16 protein-coding genes are annotated in these 18,211 nt (G+C 74.2%); 11 read left to right on the top strand and 5 right to left on the bottom strand.

Features of this window, described 5'->3' with window-relative positions:
• Positions 1-34: 34 nt before the first annotated feature.
• From EBO36_RS06900 to EBO36_RS06890, 3 genes are all read right to left on the bottom strand, one after another.
• Positions 35-334: a hypothetical protein gene (locus EBO36_RS06900; protein WP_122823961.1), complete on the bottom strand. Its 300-nt coding sequence runs from the start codon at positions 332-334 to the stop codon at positions 35-37.
• A gap of 219 nt (positions 335-553) precedes the next feature.
• On the bottom strand, positions 554-1,198 hold the full coding sequence (locus EBO36_RS06895) for a response regulator transcription factor (RefSeq protein WP_122823960.1): 645 nt from the start codon (positions 1,196-1,198) through the stop codon (positions 554-556).
• Positions 1,186-2,469 (bottom strand): sensor histidine kinase, encoded by a 1,284-nt coding sequence (locus tag EBO36_RS06890; protein ID WP_122823959.1) that lies wholly within the window; start codon positions 2,467-2,469, stop codon positions 1,186-1,188. The genes EBO36_RS06895 and EBO36_RS06890 overlap by 13 nt, the downstream gene beginning before the upstream one ends.
• Before the next feature lie 202 nt (positions 2,470-2,671).
• Here EBO36_RS06890 and EBO36_RS06885 point away from each other — a divergent pair, with 202 nt between their 5' ends.
• The 10 genes from EBO36_RS06885 to EBO36_RS06840 all read left to right on the top strand — a co-directional run bounded on the left by EBO36_RS06885 (position 2,672) and on the right by EBO36_RS06840 (position 14,492).
• Complete coding sequence (locus tag EBO36_RS06885; protein ID WP_122823958.1) at positions 2,672-3,439, top strand: ABC transporter ATP-binding protein; 768 nt, start codon at positions 2,672-2,674, stop codon at positions 3,437-3,439.
• Positions 3,440-3,441: 2 nt separating this feature from the next.
• Positions 3,442-6,003, top strand: coding sequence for an ABC transporter permease (locus tag EBO36_RS06880; protein ID WP_122823957.1), 2,562 nt, complete (start codon positions 3,442-3,444; stop codon positions 6,001-6,003).
• 173 nt (positions 6,004-6,176) lie between these two features.
• Positions 6,177-6,878 carry a dipeptidase PepE gene (gene pepE, locus EBO36_RS06875; protein WP_122823956.1) on the top strand — a complete coding sequence of 234 codons (702 nt, stop codon included), beginning with the start codon at positions 6,177-6,179 and terminating at the stop codon, positions 6,876-6,878.
• A gap of 69 nt (positions 6,879-6,947) precedes the next feature.
• The gene (locus EBO36_RS06870) at positions 6,948-7,892 is read left to right on the top strand and encodes a DUF1177 domain-containing protein (protein ID WP_122823955.1); all 945 of its coding nucleotides are present in this window, start codon (positions 6,948-6,950) and stop codon (positions 7,890-7,892) included.
• 32 nt (positions 7,893-7,924) lie between these two features.
• The gene (locus EBO36_RS06865; protein WP_122823954.1) at positions 7,925-8,671 is read left to right on the top strand and encodes an IclR family transcriptional regulator; all 747 of its coding nucleotides are present in this window, start codon (positions 7,925-7,927) and stop codon (positions 8,669-8,671) included.
• A gap of 70 nt (positions 8,672-8,741) precedes the next feature.
• Positions 8,742-10,397 carry an OPT/YSL family transporter gene (locus EBO36_RS06860; RefSeq protein WP_122823953.1) on the top strand — a complete coding sequence of 552 codons (1,656 nt, stop codon included), beginning with the start codon at positions 8,742-8,744 and terminating at the stop codon, positions 10,395-10,397.
• Between the two features lie 136 nt (positions 10,398-10,533).
• Positions 10,534-11,601 carry a 2,5-dihydroxypyridine 5,6-dioxygenase NicX family protein gene (locus EBO36_RS06855; protein WP_122823952.1) on the top strand — a complete coding sequence of 356 codons (1,068 nt, stop codon included), beginning with the start codon at positions 10,534-10,536 and terminating at the stop codon, positions 11,599-11,601.
• Positions 11,602-11,613: 12 nt separating this feature from the next.
• Positions 11,614-12,897 (top strand): alpha/beta fold hydrolase, encoded by a 1,284-nt coding sequence (locus EBO36_RS06850; protein WP_122823951.1) that lies wholly within the window; start codon positions 11,614-11,616, stop codon positions 12,895-12,897.
• Between the two features lie 222 nt (positions 12,898-13,119).
• Positions 13,120-13,800, top strand: a complete 681-nt coding sequence (locus EBO36_RS06845; RefSeq protein WP_122823950.1) for an AroM family protein — start codon at positions 13,120-13,122, stop codon at positions 13,798-13,800.
• A gap of 209 nt (positions 13,801-14,009) precedes the next feature.
• Positions 14,010-14,492, top strand: a complete 483-nt coding sequence (locus EBO36_RS06840) for a hypothetical protein (RefSeq protein ID WP_122823949.1) — start codon at positions 14,010-14,012, stop codon at positions 14,490-14,492.
• Positions 14,493-14,646: 154 nt separating this feature from the next.
• On the opposite strand, the gene EBO36_RS06835 is transcribed toward EBO36_RS06840, so the two are convergent.
• Positions 14,647-15,366, bottom strand: a complete 720-nt coding sequence (locus EBO36_RS06835) for a MerR family transcriptional regulator (protein WP_122823948.1) — start codon at positions 15,364-15,366, stop codon at positions 14,647-14,649.
• Positions 15,367-15,441: 75 nt separating this feature from the next.
• On the opposite strand from EBO36_RS06835, the gene EBO36_RS06830 reads away from it, so the two are divergent.
• Positions 15,442-15,912, top strand: a complete 471-nt coding sequence (locus EBO36_RS06830) for a DUF6194 family protein (protein ID WP_187695865.1) — start codon at positions 15,442-15,444, stop codon at positions 15,910-15,912.
• Positions 15,913-15,973: 61 nt separating this feature from the next.
• Here the strand turns inward: EBO36_RS06830 and EBO36_RS06825 are convergent, their stop codons facing one another.
• The gene (locus EBO36_RS06825) at positions 15,974-18,208 is read right to left on the bottom strand and encodes an LLM class flavin-dependent oxidoreductase (protein WP_122823946.1); all 2,235 of its coding nucleotides are present in this window, start codon (positions 18,206-18,208) and stop codon (positions 15,974-15,976) included.
• Positions 18,209-18,211 lie beyond the last annotated feature (3 nt).

Below are 18,211 nucleotides of genomic sequence, written 5' to 3'. Positions count from 1 at the left end.
GGGCACCTCCCCGCGGTCGTCGAGGGACGGGCGGTCATTCCTGGGGCGGTGCCCCGGCCACGCGCCTGTTGTGAGTGACGTGCACGACGGCTAGACCGAGGAACGCGGCCAGAATGAGCAGGACCGACCAGTAGCCGATGGTGCGCCCCGCGAGCGTTCCACCGAGGACGGCGAGGCCGGCGCCGGCTGCCCGGAGCGCGCGTGCACCGCGCGGCTCGTGGACCGGGTTCGTCCATGCCGGAAGGCGCGTCCAGTTCGCGCGCGATATCGCGAGCGCCGAGCGCGTGATGAGCGCGGCCGCCACCAGCACGAGGACGATCCCGACTATGAGCATCCCGCCACCTCCGCCGCCGACGCTAGCGCCTGTCGCCGGGCCCGGTGGGCCTTCCGGAGCACTAAAGAGGAGCTCGCCGGGTGACCGCGCAGCGGCACCGTGGCTCCCTCGGCGCCGCTCCCGGTGACTAGCCGTGAGCGTGCTGGATATGGACCCGCTGATGGACCATTCCCAGCACGCTGTGGGGGCGAGGCGCCGGCGCCCCCGGCCGGCGCGCGCTCAGGAGCGCAGGTACGCCAGCGTCGCCAGCACGCGCCGGTGCCCACTGTCGGAGGACGCGAGCCCGAGCTTGGCGAAGATGTTGCCGATGTGCTTGCTCACGGCCGCCTCGGACACGACGATCGCCGCGGCGATGCCGGCGTTGTCCATGCCCTGGGCGACGAGGCCGAGCACCTCGCGCTCGCGGGGCGTGAGCGAGCGGATGGGGTCGTCGATGCCGCGTCGGCTGAACAGCTGCGAGATCACCTCGGAGTCCATGACGGTGCCCCCGCCGATCACCTTGCGGAGGGTGTCGACGAACTGCCCGACGTCGCCCACCCGCTCCTTGAGCAGGTAGCCGACCCCCTCGGACCCGCCGGCGAGCAGCCGGCTCGCGTACCGGTCCTCGACGTACGCGGACAGGACGAGGACGGGGAACCCGGGCCGGTCCGCGCGCAGCCGGAGCGCGGCCTGCAGCCCCTCGCTGGTGAACGTCGGCGGCATGCGGACGTCGAGGACGGCGCCGTCGGCCTCCGTCGTCGTGAACGCCTGGTAGAGGTCGTCGGCGTTGTCGACCGCGGCGACCACCTCGAAGCCCTCGCTCTCCAGCAGCAGGGTCATGCCGGCGCGCAGCAGCGCGTCGTCCTCGGCGATCAGGATCCGCATGGCAGCTCTACTCTCACTCGGGTGGGCCCACCGGGCGGGCTGGACAGGTGGAGCGCGCCCTCGAACGCCGCCGCCCGGCGCGCCATGCCGGCCAGGCCCGTCCCGGTCCCGTCGAGCCTCGCGCCGCCGCGGCCGTCGTCGACCACCTCGACGACGAGGACGTCCTCGCCGTGGTGCGGCTCGGTGCGCAGCGCGACGTCGATGCGCGACGCGGCAGCGTACTTCGCCGCGTTGGTGAGGGCCTCGGCGAGCACGAAGTAGGCCGCCGACTCCACGGCGGCCGGCGCCCGCCGCAGCCCGGCGACGTCGAGCGTGCACGGGACCGGGGAACGGCTGGTGAGGGCGGACGCCGCCCCGCCGAGGCCGAGCTCGGCAAGCACCGGCGGGTAGATGTCGTGCACGACGTCGCGCAGCTCGGCCAGCGCCCGCGTCGCCACGTCCTGGGCGCGCTCGACGAACGGCAGCGCCGCCGCGGGGTCGTTCTCCAGGGCCCGCTTGGCGAGGCCGAGCATCATGACGACGCCGACGAGCTGGTTCTGCGCGCCGTCGTGGAGCTCGCGCTCGATGCGGCTCAGCTCGGCGCCGTGCGCGTCGAGCGCGGCCGCGCGGCTCGCGGACAGCGCCTCGACACGCTCCGAGAGCTGCGCGGTGCGCGTCGGGCCCAGGAGGGCGGCCGTGCCGGAGGCGACCCGGCGGGCGAGCCACGGGACCCCCCACCAGGCGACGGCTCCGTAGACCATGCCGAGCACGACGGCGAGACTCGCCAGCTGCCAGGGGTCGAGCGTCGGGGGGACGTACGTGAACGGCAGCAGCTCGACGGTGACGCCGGGGTAGGACCACGCGAGGGCCGCGGCGGCCCCGAAGAGGACGACGTTGAGCGGGGCCCCGATCGCGACGACCGCGACGGCCAGGGCGAGCAGCGCGTGCAGGCCGAGCCACGCGAGGGCGCGCTTGGTCGCGGGCGCGGCGAGGAGCCGGAGGAGGTCGTCGACCGTCCGGGGCGCGGCGCCCGAGGGCCGCCGCGGGGGGACGGCCGTGCCGCGGAACCGGCCCGCCCGTTCGAGCGCCGCCCCGGTGAGCCGGTCGAGCGCGCCGGTGACGCGCGGGACCGCCGCGAGGGCGACCCCGAGCAGCGCGAAGGGCAGCACGACGAGTGCCGCGAGCGCGAGCAGGAGGGACGGCAACCAGTTCCACCCCTCGACGGCGAGGTACCCCGCGGCCCGGGTGCGCGCCCGCCAGGGGCGCGGCGCGGTACCGCCCGGGGATGCCATGGGCACATCATGCCGGGCCGCCACCGGGGTGTCGGTAGTGCTGGCTCCACCATCCAGCCACGGGCTGGGCCCACCCCCGACGGCGTGCCCGCCCCACCCGGAAATGGCGTGCTGGCGCCCTCGAAGGGCCCGGTGCGCGTCCGTAGCGTCGACGTCAGCCGAGGGCGCAGCCCGCACCCTCCCCGACGTGAGGACGCTCCTCATGCACACCGACACCCGCGACCGCCTCGCCCCCGCCCCGACCGCCCTGGCCCTCCGGCTCGAGGGCGTCACCAAGACGTACGGCACCAGCTCCCGCCCGGTGCCCGCCCTGCGCGGGGTGGACCTGGCCATCCCCACCGGCTCGTTCACCGCCGTCATGGGCCCGTCCGGCTCGGGCAAGAGCACCCTGCTCCACTGCGCGGCCGGGCTCGACCGGCCGACCGCCGGCCGGATCGTCCTCGGCGCCACCGAGATCACCACGCTCGCGCGGACCGCGCTCACCCGGTTCCGCCGCGACCACCTCGGCTTCGTCTTCCAGTCCTACAACCTCCTGCCGCACCTCACGGTGGCGCAGAACATCACGCTCCCGCTGCTCCTCGCAGGCCGCCCGGTCGACGCCGCGTGGTTCGACGCCGTCACGCGGGCCGTCGGGCTCGCCGACCTCACCGCCCGCCGGCCCCAGGAGCTCTCCGGCGGCCAGCAGCAGCGCGCCGCGATCGCCCGGGCGCTCATCAACCGGCCCGACGCCGTCTTCTGCGACGAGCCCACCGGGGCGCTCGACTCCCGGACCGGCCGCCAGGTGCTCGAGCTCCTGCGGCGCACCGCGGGCGAGCTCGGGCAGACCGTTGTCATGGTCACCCACGACCCGGTCGCCGCGTCCTACGCCGACCGGGTCCTGTTCCTCGCCGACGGCCAGCTCGTCGGGTCCCTCGATGCCCCGGACGCCCAGGGCATCGCCGACCGCATGACGCACCTCGGGGAGTGGTGACCATGAGCAGGACGAGCACACGGACCGGCCCGACCACCCCGACCAGCGGCGTCGCCCTCACCACGTGGGTCCTCGCCCGCGCCTCCCTCCGCCACAACCGCCGCGGCGTCGCCGGCGTCTTCATCGCCGTGCTGGTGGCCTCGATGCTCGTCACCGCCCTCGGGGTCCTCCTCGAGTCCGGACTGCGTGGCGGCACCCCGCCGCACCGGCTCGCCGGGGCGGACGTCGTCGTCGGCGCGCCCCAGTCCCTGCCCATCCCCGGCGACATGTCCGAGGCGTTCGCCGAGCGCGCGACGCTCCCGGCGGACGTCGTCGCGGACGTCTCCGCGGTCGACGGCGTCGAGCGCGCGGTCGGTGACCTCACCGTCCCGCTCACCACCGCGGCGCACGAGGAGGTCGAGGCCCACGGCTGGAGCTCGGCGGCCCTCACGCCGTACACGCTCACCGCCGGGGAGGAGCCGCGCCGCCCGGGCGACGTCGTCGTCGACGGCTCCTTCGGCGTCGCGCCCGGCGACACGCTCACCCTCGCGCACGGCGGGACCGTGACGGAGTACGACGTCGTCGGGACCGTCGACGGCGGCGCCCCGGCCCCGCAGGGCGTGGGCGACGACGGGGCGCCGTCCGGGACGGTCTTCCTCACCGACGACCGCGCCGCCCAGCTGTGGCCCCGCGAGGGCGAGGTCGCCCTGGTGGGGGTCCGCGCCGAGGACGGGGTCGACGCCGAGGCGCTCGCCGAGCGCATCGCGGCCGCCGTCCCGGACGCCGAGGTCTACACCGGCGACCGCCGGGGCGACGTGGAGTCCACGGACGCGTACGGCGCACGCGGGATGCTCACGGCGCTCAGCGCGTCGTTCGCGGGGACGGCGCTGCTCGTCGCGGTGTTCGTCGTGGCCAACACCCTCGCGCTGTCGGTGGCGCAGCGGCGCCGGGAGTTCGCGCTCCTCAAGGCCGTCGGCACCACCCGCGGGCAGGTCCACGCCATGATCGCCCGTGAGGTCACGCTCGTCGCGGGCCTCGCCGCGCTCCTCGGCGCGGGGCCCGGGTACTGGCTCGCCTCGTTCCTCGGGGAGCAGTTCGCCGGCGCCGGGGTCATCCCCGCCTCGTTCGTCCTCGCCCGCTCCCCGTTGCCGGCGCTCGCGGCGGTGCTGCTGAGCGTCGTGACGGCACTCGGGGCTGCGGCCGTCGCCGCCCGGCGCCCCGCCGCGATCGAACCGGTGGACGCGCTGCGCGAGTCGGTGGTCGAGACGCCGGCCCTCGGCCGGGTCCGCATCCTCACGAGCGTCGTGCTCGCCGTCCTCGGCCTCGGGGCGTCGCTGGCGCCGCTGGTCCTGCCGGGGCTCAGCGGGGTCGTCGTCGTCGCGAGCGCCGCCCTCGTGCTCGTCATCGCCGCCGGACTCGCGGGCCCGTGGATCGTCGAGCGCCTGCTCCACGTGCTCGGTCCGGTGCTGCGTCGCAGCCGCTCCGCGTCCGTCGTGCTCGCCGACGCCAACGCCCGCGGCTTCACCCGCCGCCTGTCCTCGGCGGTCGTGCCGCTCGCCCTGGCGATCGCGCTCGGGTCGGTCCAGCTCTTCACGCCGACGACGGTGGCCGCCGAGGCGGCTCGCCAGGCATCCGACGGGACGGTCGCCGACCTCGTCGTCGCCTCCCCGGCGTCCGGCATCTCCGACGCCGTGGCCGGCGAGGTCGCGGCCCTGCCGGGCGTCGAGGCGGTCACCGCCGTCACCACGTCCGAGGCGCTCGTCACCACCGAGCTCGTCGACGACGAGGCGCTCGCCGAGCGCATCGGCGTGCAGGGCGTCGACCCGGCCACCGTCGACCAGACGCTCGACCTCGGCGTCACGGGCGGCGACCTGGCGCGGCTCGCCGAGCCCGGCACGGTCGCGCTGAGCACGGAGTCCGCCCGCTCACTGGGCGCCGACGAGGGCGAGGAGGTCACCTTCCACCTCGGCGACGGGGCCCCGACGACGGCGACCGTCGTCGCCACCTACGAGCGCGGCCTGGGCTTCGGGGACGTGACGATGGACGGCGCGGTGCTGCGGGCCCACACGACGACGGGGCTCGCCGACCACCTCCTCGTCGCGACGTCGTCCCCCGACGGGGCCGGCGTGGCCCACGCCGTCGCGGCCCTCGGCCTCGTCGCGCAGGACCGGGACGAGCTCGCGGCGGTCGCGAGCGACGTCACCACCGGCGACGAGTGGGTCTCGCTCCTCGCCCTCCTCGTCATCCTCGGGTACGTCGGCCTCGCGGTCGTCAACACCCTCGTCATGGCCACCGCCGAGCGGCGCGGGGAGTTCGACCTCCTGCGGCTCGTCGGCTCCACGGACCGGCAGGTGCGCCGGATGGCGGGGGTGGAGTCGCTGCTCGTCGTCGGCATGGCCGTCGTCATCGGGACGGCGATTGCCATCCCGCCGCTCGCCGGCATCGCGCTCGGGGTGAGTGGCCTGCCGTTCCCGACGATCGCGCCCGTGCCGTACCTGCTGATCGTCGGGGTGACGGCGCTGCTGGGGGTCGCCTCGATCGCGGTCCCGACGCGGCTCGCGCTGCGGGCCCCGCTCGGCGGCTAGGGCCCGGGCGCGAGGACTGCCCCCGCTATCCCCCACCCCTCCCTCGTGAACGAGGAAGGGGGCGGGGTGTGCCGCTATCTGCACCGACCGTTCCACATAGCGGAACGGACTGGCCCGATCGCCATCGGCGGAGGAGTGTGACCCCCCACACCCCGACGACGAGGGAGAACCCGGTGCAGCTGCTCCTCCTGTCCAACTCGACGGCGCCCGGGCGCGGCTACCTCGAGCACGCCCGCGACGCGCTCGCCGACGTCCTCGGCGGCGCGCGCGACCTCGTCTTCGTCCCCTACGCCCTCGCCGACCACGACGCGTACACCGCGCAGGTCGCGGGTGCTCTCGCCCCGCTGGGGATCCGCGTCACCGGCGCGCACACCGGCGACCCCGCCACGCTCGTGCGGGACGCGCCGGCGATCTTCGTCGGCGGCGGCAACACTTTCCGCCTCGTCGACCAGCTCCACCGCCGCGGGCTCGTCGAGTCCATCCGGGCCGCGGTCGATGCCGGCGCGCCGTACATCGGCTCCTCCGCCGGGACGAACGTCGCCACGCCGTCGCTGCGGACGACGAACGACATGCCCATCGTCGAGCCGCCGTCGTTCTCCACGCTCGGGCTCGTCCCCTTCCAGATCAACCCCCATTACCTCGACCCGGACCCGTCCTCCACCCACCAGGGCGAGACGCGGGAGCTGCGACTCCTGCAGTACCTCGAGGAGAACCCGGGACCCGTCCTCGGCATGCGCGAGGGGACGTGGCTCCGCCGCCGCGACGACCGGCTGGTCCTCGAGGGTGAGCCCTCGGGCGCCCGGTTCTTCGCCCGCGGCGCCGAGCCCGCCGAGGTCCCCACCGGCACCGACCTCAGCCACCTGCTCCGCGCCTGACCCGCCGGGCCCACTGCCCGCGCCTCCGAACCGCCACCGCACCGCACCGCACCGCACCGAAGGAAGCCCATGCTCAAGCACGTCCTCGACCTCCTCGACCTCCTCGACGACCCGGCCGCCAGCGGCGACGCCGTCGTGGCGGCCCTGCGCCACAAGGCCGGCCGCCGCGCCTCGGACGTGACGTTGACGAGCACGACCGTCGCGGGCGACAAGGGCAGCACCGACTTCGTCACCGTCACCGTGCCGGGCTCGCGGGGCAAGTCGGTCGGGGGCGACGCCCCCACCCTCGGGGTCATCGGGCGGCTCGGCGGCCTCGGCGCCCGGCCCGAGCTCATCGGCTACGTCTCCGACGGCGACGGCGCGACCGCCGCCCTGTCCCTCGCGGCCAAGCTCGTCGAGATGCTCGACCGGGGCGACCAGCTGCCGGGCGACGTCGTCGTCGGCACGCACGTGTGCCCCAACGCCCCCACCCGGCCGCACGAGCCGGTGCCGTTCATGGACTCCCCGGTCGACATGGGGGCGATGAACGACAACGAGGTGCTGCCGGAGATGGACGCGATCGTCTCCATCGACACCACCAAGGGCAACCGGGTCATCAACCACCGCGGCATCGCGATCTCGCCCACGGTCCGACAGGGCTACATCCTCCCCGTCAGCCCCGACCTCGTCGCCGTCTACGAGAGCGTCTGCGGCATCGCCGCCCAGGTCTTCCCGCTCTCCACTCAGGACATCACCCCCTACGCCAACGGGCTCTACCACATCAACTCGATCCTCCAGCCGGCGACCGCCGCGTCCGTCCCCGTCGTCGGGCTCGCGCTGACGGCCGAGACCGCCGTCGCCGGGTCCGCCACGGGCGCCAGCCACGAGACGGACATCGCCCTCGCGGCGCGCTACGCCCTCGAGGTCGCCAAGGCCTTCGGCGCCGGCCACCTGCGCTTCCACGACGAGGCCGAGTTCGCGCGCCTCGTCGAGCTCTACGGCCCGGCCACCCACCTGCAGACCGCAGGCCGCTGAGCCACCCCCCACCCACCGGAACGGAGGACGACATGGCGCGCACGCCCGGCGAGCTGCTCACCGTGAGCCGCGCGCTGCGGGTCCTCGGTGCCTTCACCGAGGCCCACCCCTCCCGCGGCGTCACCGAGCTCGCCACCGAGCTCGGCCTCGACAAGTCCCAGGTGCACCGGATGCTCGCCACCCTCACCCAGCACGGCTACACCGTGATGGACCCGGAGACCCGGCGGTACACCCTCGGGCCGGCGCTCATCCCCCTCGGCCACCGCGCCGAGCGGAGCCCCGGCCTGCGCCACCGGCTCGAACGGCACCTCGAAGACCTCGCCGCGAAGACCGGCGAGAGCTCCGTCGTCTGCGTCCCCGACGGCTACCGGTACCGCACCGTCGCGGCCTGCGAGGGGCCGGGCCTGGTCCGGTACGCGACGACCGTCGGCCGGTCCTACCCCGGGCACCTCGGGGCAACCGGGCACGCGATCTTCGCCTTCGACCCCACGGTCTCCCCCGCCGACCTCCTCCGCGCCAAGGGCCACGAGCCCCGGGCGGAGGCGGTGGCCGCCCTGCGCGAGCGCCACGAGCGCGTGCGTGAGGACGGCTACGCCCTCTCCGAGGGCGAGTACGACGAGCGCGTCATGGCGATCTCGGCGCCGGTGCTGCTCGACGGGTCCGTGTTCGGGTCCGTCAGCACCCTGGGCCCGCCGGAGTTCATGCGCCGCAGCGCCGACGCGATCGTCTCGGCCGTCCTCGCCGCCGCGGCAGAGATCGGGACGGGCCTTCGCGCCTGACCACTTCCACTGCCCGCCCTGCCCGCCCTGCCCTGCCCTGCCCCCACCGCCGCACGAATCGAGCCCTTGCATGTCGTCAGAGACCCGCGACGCGACCATCGACGCGCCGCTCACCCATCCCAGCGCCTTCTCCCCCCGCACGATCCTCGTCACCGTGGCTCTGTCGGTGGTCGGCGCCTTCGTCGGCCTCCACCTCGTCACCACCCTGGGCATCAGCGCCAACACCTCGATCATCGGGGCGCTCATCGCGATGCTCCTCGGCCGGGTCGGCATCTGGGGCTTCCACGAGTTCCGGGACACCAACCGCCAGAACCTCGCCCAGACGGCAATCTCCTCGGCCACCTTCGGCGCCGCGAACGCGCTGCTCACGCCCATCGCCATCGCGTGGGCCTTCGGCCGGGTCGACCTCGTGTGGCCCCTCCTCCTCGGTGCCGCCGTCGGCCTCGGCGTGGACTCGTGGGTGCTCTTCAAGACGTTCGGCTCCCGGTTCCTGCCGGCGACCGCCGCCTGGCCCCCGGGCGTCGCGTCGGCCGAGACGATCAAGGCCGGGGACGAGGGCGGGCGCCGCGCGAAGATCCTCATCGGCGGCGGCGTCGTCGGCGCGGCCCTCGCCTGGTTCGGCCTGTCCGCCTCCGCCGCCGGCGTGGCGTTCATCGGCAACGTCGCGGCGCTCCTCATGCTCGGCACCGGGCTGCTCATCAACCAGTACCTCACGCTCGTGCCGGCGCTCGCCGACGTCTCCCTCTCCGGCAACTACATCCCCCACGGGATCATGGTCGGGGCCGGCCTCGTCGCCCTTGTCCAGGCCGTCCTCATCTTCACGGGCCGGCACAAGACCCGGGCCGCCGCCACGGGCGCCGTCGCCGCCGACGCCGGTGACCCGGACCCCGCCGACGCCGACTCGCGCACGCCGCAGGAGCTCGGCCGCGGCCTCGGCTCCGGCGTCGTGCTCTTCATCGCCGGCGCCGTCGTCCTCGCGCTGCTCGCGGGCCTCCACACTGAGATGTCCGTTCCGGCCCTCATCGGCTGGGTGCTCTTCGCCGCCCTCGCCGCCTTCATCCACGAGATCATCGTGGGCCTCGCGGCCATGCACTCGGGCTGGTTCCCGGCGTTCGCCGTCACGCTCATCTTCCTCGTCATCGGCCTCGTCGTCGGGCTGCCCGAGGTCCCGCTCGTCGTCCTCGTCGGCTACTGCGCCGCCACCGGTCCGGCCTTCGCGGACATGGGCTACGACTTCAAGGCCGGCTGGGTGCTGCGCAAGATCCACTCGCGCCGCCCGGGCTACGCCGCCTACGAGCAGTCCGGCCGCCGCCAGCAGTACTACTCGGCGATCATCGGCTTCGTCGTCGCCCTCCTCGTCGTCGCGCTGCTGTGGGAGTCCTACTTCGAGGACGGCCGCATCCCGCCCGTCTCGATCGTCTTCGCGGACACCGTCTCCGCGGGCCTGACGAACCCCGACGCCGTGATGAACCTGCTCCTGTGGGCCATCCCCGGCGCCCTCATCCAGGCGCTCGGCGGGTCGAGCCGGCAGATGGGCATCATGCTCGCCACCGGCATGCTCCTCACCCAGCCGTACGCGTGCTGGCTCATCTTCGCCGCGCTGGCGATCCGGATCATCGTCCGACGGGTCAAGGGCGCCAAGGCCGAGGAGGAGCTCGCGCTCGTCGGCGCGGGCCTCATCGCCGGGGACGCCATCGCCTCCATCGGCAAGATCGTCCGCACCTAGCCCCGCCCGCTTCCCGCCCCCGGCGCCGGCGCCGACCGCTCTTCCCGCCGCCGGCGCCGGCCCCGCCAGCACCCCCCCGGCCCCGCCACGCAGATCCCCGGCCCCGCCGAGCACACCCCAGCAGAGAGGACCCCTCATGGAGGTCACCAACCGCGTCGAGTCCCGCAACGAGTACCTGGCGTTCGAGGCGTTCGTCGGAGCCCGCAAGCTCATCGAGGAGATCATGTGCGTGAAGGAGGGCGAGAACGTCCTCATCACCACGGACACCTCGTCCGACATGCGCGTGGCCGAGCTGCTCGGCGGGGCGGCGATGGCCGTCGGCGCCCACCCCGTCATCGTCCGGTACGAGACCCGCTGGCAGTCCGCCGTCGAGCCCCCGGCCCCGGTGGCCGGCGCCGCGCTCGGCGCCGACGTGTGGATCGAGCTCCAGCTCGGCTACATCATGCACTCCAACGCCTTCCGCGCGGCGATGGAGCGGGGCACCCGGTACACCTGCCTCACCGGGCTGGACGTCCAGATGCTCGTCGACACGGTCGCCAAGGTCGACTACGCCGGGGTGCGCGAGCTGGGCGACGCGCTCGTCGAGCTGCTCAGCGCGGGCGAGGAGATCCGGATCACCTCCCGCAACGGCACCGACATCACCGGCCGCACCGGCGACCGGCCCATCCACGTGCGCGGCATCCCCGCCGACAAGCCCGGCATGTCCGTCATGCTCGCCGGCCAGATCTCCTGGAACCCGCTCGAGGAGACCCAGAACGGCACCATCGTCTTCGACGGCGCCGTCTGGCCCCCGGACGAGAACGGCCTCATCGCCAACCCCATCACCCTCACGGTGCAGGACGGCGTCGTCACCGACGTCGCCGGCGAGGGCCGCGACGCCGCGGTCTACCGCTCCTGGCTCGCCGCCCAGGACGACCCGAACATGTACCGCGTGGCCCACTGGTCGCTCGGGTTCAACCCCGGCGTCACGCGGTCGACGGGCCGGATCGTCGAGGACGAGCGCGTCTTCGGCTGCGTGGAGTTCGGCATCGGCACCAAGGGGGCCTGGATCGGCGGGGAGCCGTGGGTCGCGCCCGCCCACTCCGACGGCTCGAACGTCGCCCCGTCGATCTACGTCGACGGCGTCGCGATCGAGGAGGACGGGCGTTACGTCCACCCCCGGCTCGTCGCCATCTGCCAGCGCCTCGGCGTGGACGGGTACTGAGAGGCTGCCCTCATGGAGACCGCGACCTACCGGATCGACGGGCACGACGTCCACGAGCACGTCCTCGCCGTCCCCCTCGACCACGCCGGTGCCACGCCGGGGACCATCGAGCTGTTCGCCCGCGAGCTCGTGCGCGACGGCGGGGCGCAGCGGCCGCGGCTCGTGTGGTTCCAGGGCGGCCCCGGCAACCGCGCCAACCGCCCGGACTCCGTCGGCGGCTGGCTCGACCGGGCGCTCGAGGAGTACCGCGTGGTGCTCCTCGACCAGCGGGGCACCGGGCGCTCGACGCCGGCCGACCGGCAGACGCTCGCCGACGTGGGCGACGGCGCCGCCCAGGCGGCGTACCTCGCGCACTTCCGGGCCGACGCCATCGTCGCGGACGCCGAGCTGCTCCGCGAGGCGCTCGGCGAGGACCGCTGGAGCGTGCTCGGCCAGTCCTACGGCGGGTTCGTCGCGACGACCTACCTCTCCCGGGCGCCGCACCGCCTGCGCGAGGTGCTCATCACCGCGGGGCTGCCGGCCCTGACCGGCCCGGCCGACGACGTCTACCGGCTGACGTTCGCCCAGACCGCCCGGCGCAACGCGGAGTTCTTCGCCCGTCACCCGGTGGACGCGGCGACCCTGCGGGAGGTCGTCGCCCACCTGCGCGGCACGGAGGAGCTCCTGCCCACCGGCGAGCGGCTGTCGGTGCAGCGCTTCCTCCAGGTCGGCATCCAGCTCGGCTCGTCCACCGGGTTCGAGGGGGTGCACTACCTCCTCGAGGCGCCGTTCGTCACCGTCGGCGGCGAGAAGCGGCTGCGGGAGCGCTTCCTCCGGGAGGTCGGGGGCGTCGTCTCGTTCGCCGCGAACCCGCTCTACGGCGTCCTCCACGAGACGATCTACGCCCAGGGGCCCGCCTCCGGCGGGGCGACGGCGTGGGCCGCCCAGCGGGTGCGCGAGTCGCTGCCGGAGTTCTCGGCGGACCTCGAGCAGCCGCTCCTCACCGGCGAGCACATCTTTCCCTGGCAGTTCACCGAGGACCCGGCGCTGGTCCCGGTGCGCGAGGCGGCCGAGATCCTCGCCGCGCGCGCGGACTTCCCCGCGCTGTACGACCCCGAGGTGCTCGCGGAGAACACCGTGCCGGTCGCGGCGGCGATCTACCACGACGACTTGTTCGTCCCCCGTGAGCTCTCGCTCGCCACCGCCCAGGCCATCCGCGGCCTGCGGCCGCTCGTGACGAACGAGTACCAGCACGACGGCATCCGCGCCGACGGGCGCCATCTCCTCGACCGGCTCCTCACCCGCCTGCGGGCCTGAGCCCGCGACGCCCACCCCCACGTCTGACCCCCCAGCCCGCACCCACCCGCAGCCGCACCCCATCCGCACCCCCGCACCCGACCAGCACCCCCTCATCCCCCCGCACCCCCCCTCTCCCCCCTCGCCCCCCTCCCCCTCGTTCGTGATCATGCAGAGACGCCGGGCACTTCTGCATGATCACGACAGCGGGGTGGGCCCGGACATCACGACAGGAGGACGACCGTGAAGCTCGCCGTCGTCACGATCGGACAGTCGCCCCGCGTCGACCTCACGCCCGAGATCCGCGACGTCCTTCCCCCGGGGACCGAGATTGTCGAGCACGGCGCCCTCGACGGCCTCGACCGTGCGGCGATCGCCGCGCTGGCCCCGCAGCCGGGCGAACGCGTCCTCACCTCGCGGTTGCGCGACGGCACGTCCGCCGTCGTCCGGCACGACGACACCGTCGCCCTGGTCGGGCGGGCGGTGGCCCGCGGGGAGGCCGACGGCGCGGACGCCACCTTCCTCGTCTGCACCGGGGAGTTCAGGCAGGTCGCGCACACCCGGCCGCTCTTCACCGCGGAGCGCCTCGCGCACGACGGCGTCCGCGGCCTCCTCAGCGGGTTCCCCACCCGCCGGCTCGGCATCCTCAGCCCGCTGCCGGAGCAGGTGACCGAGGCCTACGCGCACTGGGAGGCCTCGATGGGTGTCCGCCCGACCGCGGTCGGCGCGGCGAGCCCGTACACCGACGACCCCGTGACGGTCGCTGCGGCGGGGGCCATGGTCGGCGGCGCGTGCGACCTGCTGGTCATGGACTGCATCGGCTACACCGCCGCTATGCGCGACGCCGTGCAGGAGGCGTGCGGTGACACCCGCGTCGTCACGGCCCGGGACGTGGCCGCCCGGCTCCTCGGCTCGCTCCTCTAGCCGCACAAGTTCACCGTGCAGGGATTGGACTCACTGATGGGCCATTCCCAGCACGTTGCGAGGGGCGCGGGGCCGCTTGGCGCCAGCCGTCGCGCCGATCCCCGCTCGTGATCGTGCAGAAATGCCGGGAACGTTTCCGCACTTCCCTGCGGCGCAGCCAGTACGGTCAAGATCACCAGCCGATGACGACTGAGGGCGGAGGCGTACCGATGCGTAGCGCGGACACAGGAGCCCAGGGGCCGCGGCCCGACGCCGCGGATGCGGTCAAGTCGGCGTGGCGACGGCGGGGCGGGGCGCTCGCCCTCGCGGTGCTGCTCGCCGGGTGCACGGCCTCCACCGCGCCGGAGCAGCAGCCCGCGACGGGCGCCGGCCGCTCGGCCACGTCGGCGCCCCCGACCGTCGCGCAGCCGGACGATCCGGCGACGGACGCCAGCCGCGCGGCAATGTCGCCGGCGCAGGCCGCGGAGATCAGCGACGGCGAGGTGACGGCCGAGGAGTACGACGCGTCGTTCGCGCGGTACCGGGAGTGCCTGAGCGCGGGCGGTTTCGAGCTGAGCATCGTGGACTCGGTGGACGGGCGGCATCACTACACCGTGCCGGGTGAGGCCGTGTCCTCCGGTGTCGACCCCGCGTGCTACGAGGCGGAGTACGCCGCCGTGGACGCGCTCCGGCAGACGTCCGACCAGGCATGACGACCGGCCACGCCGCCACCCTTCGCGTGATCGTGCAGAATTGCCCGGTCTCTGCGTGAGCACACACGCGCTCGGGCGGGAGCGGGCGCTCGGCCGCGGCGCGGACCAGGACGTGCGGGCAGGCCGCTGATGAGGCGGTCGATCCGCCCGGCTGTCAGGATCCCTGGGGCTGACGAGCACCTTCGATGATCTCGGCCAACAGCGTTCCCGCGCGCAGCAGGGCAAGTGCACGTCGGCCGATGGCCTGCAGTCGAGTGTCGAGGGCGGCGAGCGAGTCGCTCACGTCATTGAGGGCGCGGACAGCGGTGATCGCCTTCTGTACGTCCGGGACGCGGTAACCACCGGCACGCAGGCCTGCCGTGATGCGTGCTTCCCGGATCGCAGGGACGGCGTAGCGCCGCGCAGTCCCTGCTCGTGTTGCCACACGCTCGGGCGCCACCAGACCGACCTTCTCCCAGAAGCGGAGTGTGGACGCCCGGACTCCGAGGGCCCGCGACAGCTCGGTGATGGTCATGAAGTCGCCTTCGACGTCCGGCGCGTCCGTCGTCGCCTCGGTGCCGATGGCCCGCAGCGCACGCTGTGCTGTCAGTGCTTGCTCGCGCTCGTCATTGAGCCTGGCATGGAACTGGCAGATGAGCGCCGCCGCTTGGTCGGGTGGCTGGAGGCGAATCCCTTGCATCGCCCGTCGAGCCTCGACGGGACCCACCGCGTAGGCGAGGTCGCGGTAGGCGCGAAGGCCGCGTACATGGTCTGCGGAGAACTGCCGGTACCCGTTGCGTGACCGGGCTGCGGCGGGGATCACGGCCAGAGCCTCCAGGTCACGCACCTGCTGTACGGAGTATCCCGACGCTGCCGCGACCCCAGCGGTGTTCATCGGTGGCACCTCGCCACATGCTCGCCCCATCCGAACCCTCCACAAGCACGTCAAGTACACGCTTGAACCATGAGTATGGAGCGACTTCTTCAGACAATCCGAGCGTTCGACGGGCTACTCGAACTTGCCCCCACCGAGGGCAGCGCATCCCCCGAGATCGCCTGGGGCGACCACTTCTTCTACTACGCCCCCGACGGCGAGGTGCCAGCGCGCGAACAGCCCTACGCCACCATCGTCACGAAGAACTATCCCGGCGACACCATGAGCGACCTGGACCATCCCGGCCGTTGGCGGCTGAACATTCGCGTCGGCACGGAGGCGTTCGCCGAGCTCACAGGTGAGCACCCGCGGACCGCGGTGGCCTCCTGGGACTACGCCGCCGCCGACAGGGTTCTCCCTCACCCGGTGTACCGCGCCCAGGGGTGGGTGTCGATCGTCAACCCAGCGGCGAGCACGCACGCGCTGGCCGCCCGCCTCCTGCGGCAGGCCCACGAGGCTGCGCAGCGCCGGGCGGAGCGCCGAAGCCCCCCAACGCCGCGAGGGTGACGGGCAGATCCCGCCAGCCTCACGGCACCTGTGTGACGTCGCCCGATGCCTGTTCCTGCGACTAGCGCGTCGCCGCCGGCACCTCGCTCGCGCCGATCCCGAAGTTGTCGCGGAAGACGTTGTCCGGGTCGACCCGTCGCTTGATCTCGCGCAGGCGCGCGAGCGTGTCCGGCGGGAACGCCTGCTCGACATGCTGGCTGCCGACCCGGCTCTCGAAGCTGAGGTAGAGGCCGTCGAAGTGCTCGGCGAGCCCCTCCCACAGCGCGTCGAAGCGGGCGGACCGGCCGATCGAGGTGATGGAGAAGTTCGCCGACCGGTGCGCGTACGCCGTCGCGTCCGGGGCGACGTCGTTCACCGCTCCCCCGACGGGCCGGATCTGGAACCAGGGCGCCGAGCCGGAGGTGACCAGCGCGGCCGCGGCGCGCGCCGTGGCCCGGTCGAGGTGCTCGACGAGCCCGGACCGGAACAGCGGCTCGCCCTGCCCGTCGTGGGCGACGTCGGACGCGTTCGCCATCACCGCGGCGTACGACGCCAGCTGCACCTGCTGCCCGACCAGCGGGCCGAGGTCGGCGAACGGCTGCAGCCGCTCGATGATCGTGTCCGGGTCGGCGGAGTCGACGACGCCGTACAGCTGGGCCACGGCCGGCTGCCCGGGCCGGGCGCTCATGATGAGGAAGAGCGTGGTGTCACGCGGGGCCGCCTCGGTCGTGCGGCCGTACGCCTCGAGGAAGGCGGCGACGTCGTCCACCTGGAGGGCCAGCTGCGCCCAGCCGACCTCGCCGACCCGGTCCGCCACGAACTCGAACGACACGACGATGCCGACGTTGGCCCCGGCGCCGCGCACGGCCCAGAAGAGGTCCGCGTTCTCGTCGGCGGAGGCGCGCACGAGGGTCCCGTCGGCGAGCAGGACGTCGGCCGCGACGAGGTGGTCGATGGTGAGACCGTGCTGCCGGCCGAGGAACCCCACGCCGCCCGCCGTAGCGAGGCCGCCGACGCCGACGCCGCCGTAGTCGCCGCTGGACAGGGCAAGGCCGTACGGCTGCAGCGCGGCGGCGACATCCATCCAGCGGGCGCCGGGGCCGATCCGAACGCGGCGGGCTCCCTCGTCGAGCACCTCGATGGCGTTGAGCGCCTTGAGGTCGATGACGAGGCCGCCGTCGTTCGTGCTGCGGCCGCTGATGCCGTGGCCGCCGCTGCGGATGCCGAGCGGCAGGTCGGGGTGCCGCCGGGCGAAGGCGAGGGCGTCGCGGACCTCGTCGACGGTGCGGGGGCGCAGCACCAGGCCCGGGGCGCCGCCGCGCATGTACGTCGACCGGACCGCGGCGTAGCCGGTGTCCCCGGGCTCGACGGCGGTCGCCCGCAGGGAGGCGGGGATCTCGTCGTAGGCGATCCCCGCCCGGCGCAGCGCGACAGCGCGCGCCGGGCGGACGGCGTCGACGGCGGTGGTGCCGCGCCGCCCGCGCTCGGCGGCCACCGCGTCCCGCAGGGCCGGCATGACCTCCTCGGCGAACCGTTCGATCGCCGTCGGGCCGTCGCCGGTGATGATGAAGGTGCCGATGCCGTCCTCGAGGGCCATGGCCGTCAGCTGGTCGAGGGGCTCGGTGCCGGAGATGTTGAGCAGGCGGCGGATCTCGGCCGGGTCGCGGCCGGCGTCGGCGGCGGCGTCGTCGATGCGGTGGTTGCCGTCGCGCAGCGCGCCGGGCTCGAGGTAGGGCAGGCTCGGCAGCCAGCCGTCGGCCTTGCGGCCGGTGAGCGCGAGCATCCGGGGCTTGTAGGCACCGATCCAGATCGGGATGTCGTGCGCGGGCGCGGGGCCGCGCTTGGCGCCGTCGACCGGGTAGTACTCGCCCCCACGCAGGACGCCGCGGTCGCCCGGGTTCCAGATCCCCCGGATGAGGTCGATCGCCTCGCTCAGCGCCTCGACCGCCTGGCCGCCGGTGAGACGGCGGCCGCCCATCGCCTCGATCGCGTCCCAGAAGCCGCCGGCGCCGAGGCCGAGGTCGAGCCGGCCGCCGCTGAGCAGGTCGAGCGACGCGGCGGCGCGCGCCGTCACGGGCGCCGGCCGCAGCGGGAGGTTGAGGACGTTCGGTGCGAGGTGGATGCGTTCGGTCGACGCCGCGGCGTAGGACAGCAGCGTCCACGTGTCGAGGAACGCCGGCTGGTACGGGTGGTCCTGGAACGTGACGACGTCGTACCCCAGGCGCTCGGAGAGCTGGGCCAGCTGCACCGGCGCCTGCGGCTGGGCCGCCGTCGGGATGATGAAGGTGCCGAACCGGAGCGTGTGTCCGTAGTCCATGGG

The organism is Georgenia faecalis (assembly GCF_003710105.1).
Classification (GTDB): domain Bacteria; phylum Actinomycetota; class Actinomycetes; order Actinomycetales; family Actinomycetaceae; genus Georgenia_A; species Georgenia_A faecalis.
This window is presented reverse-complemented; position numbering and strand designations above follow the sequence as displayed.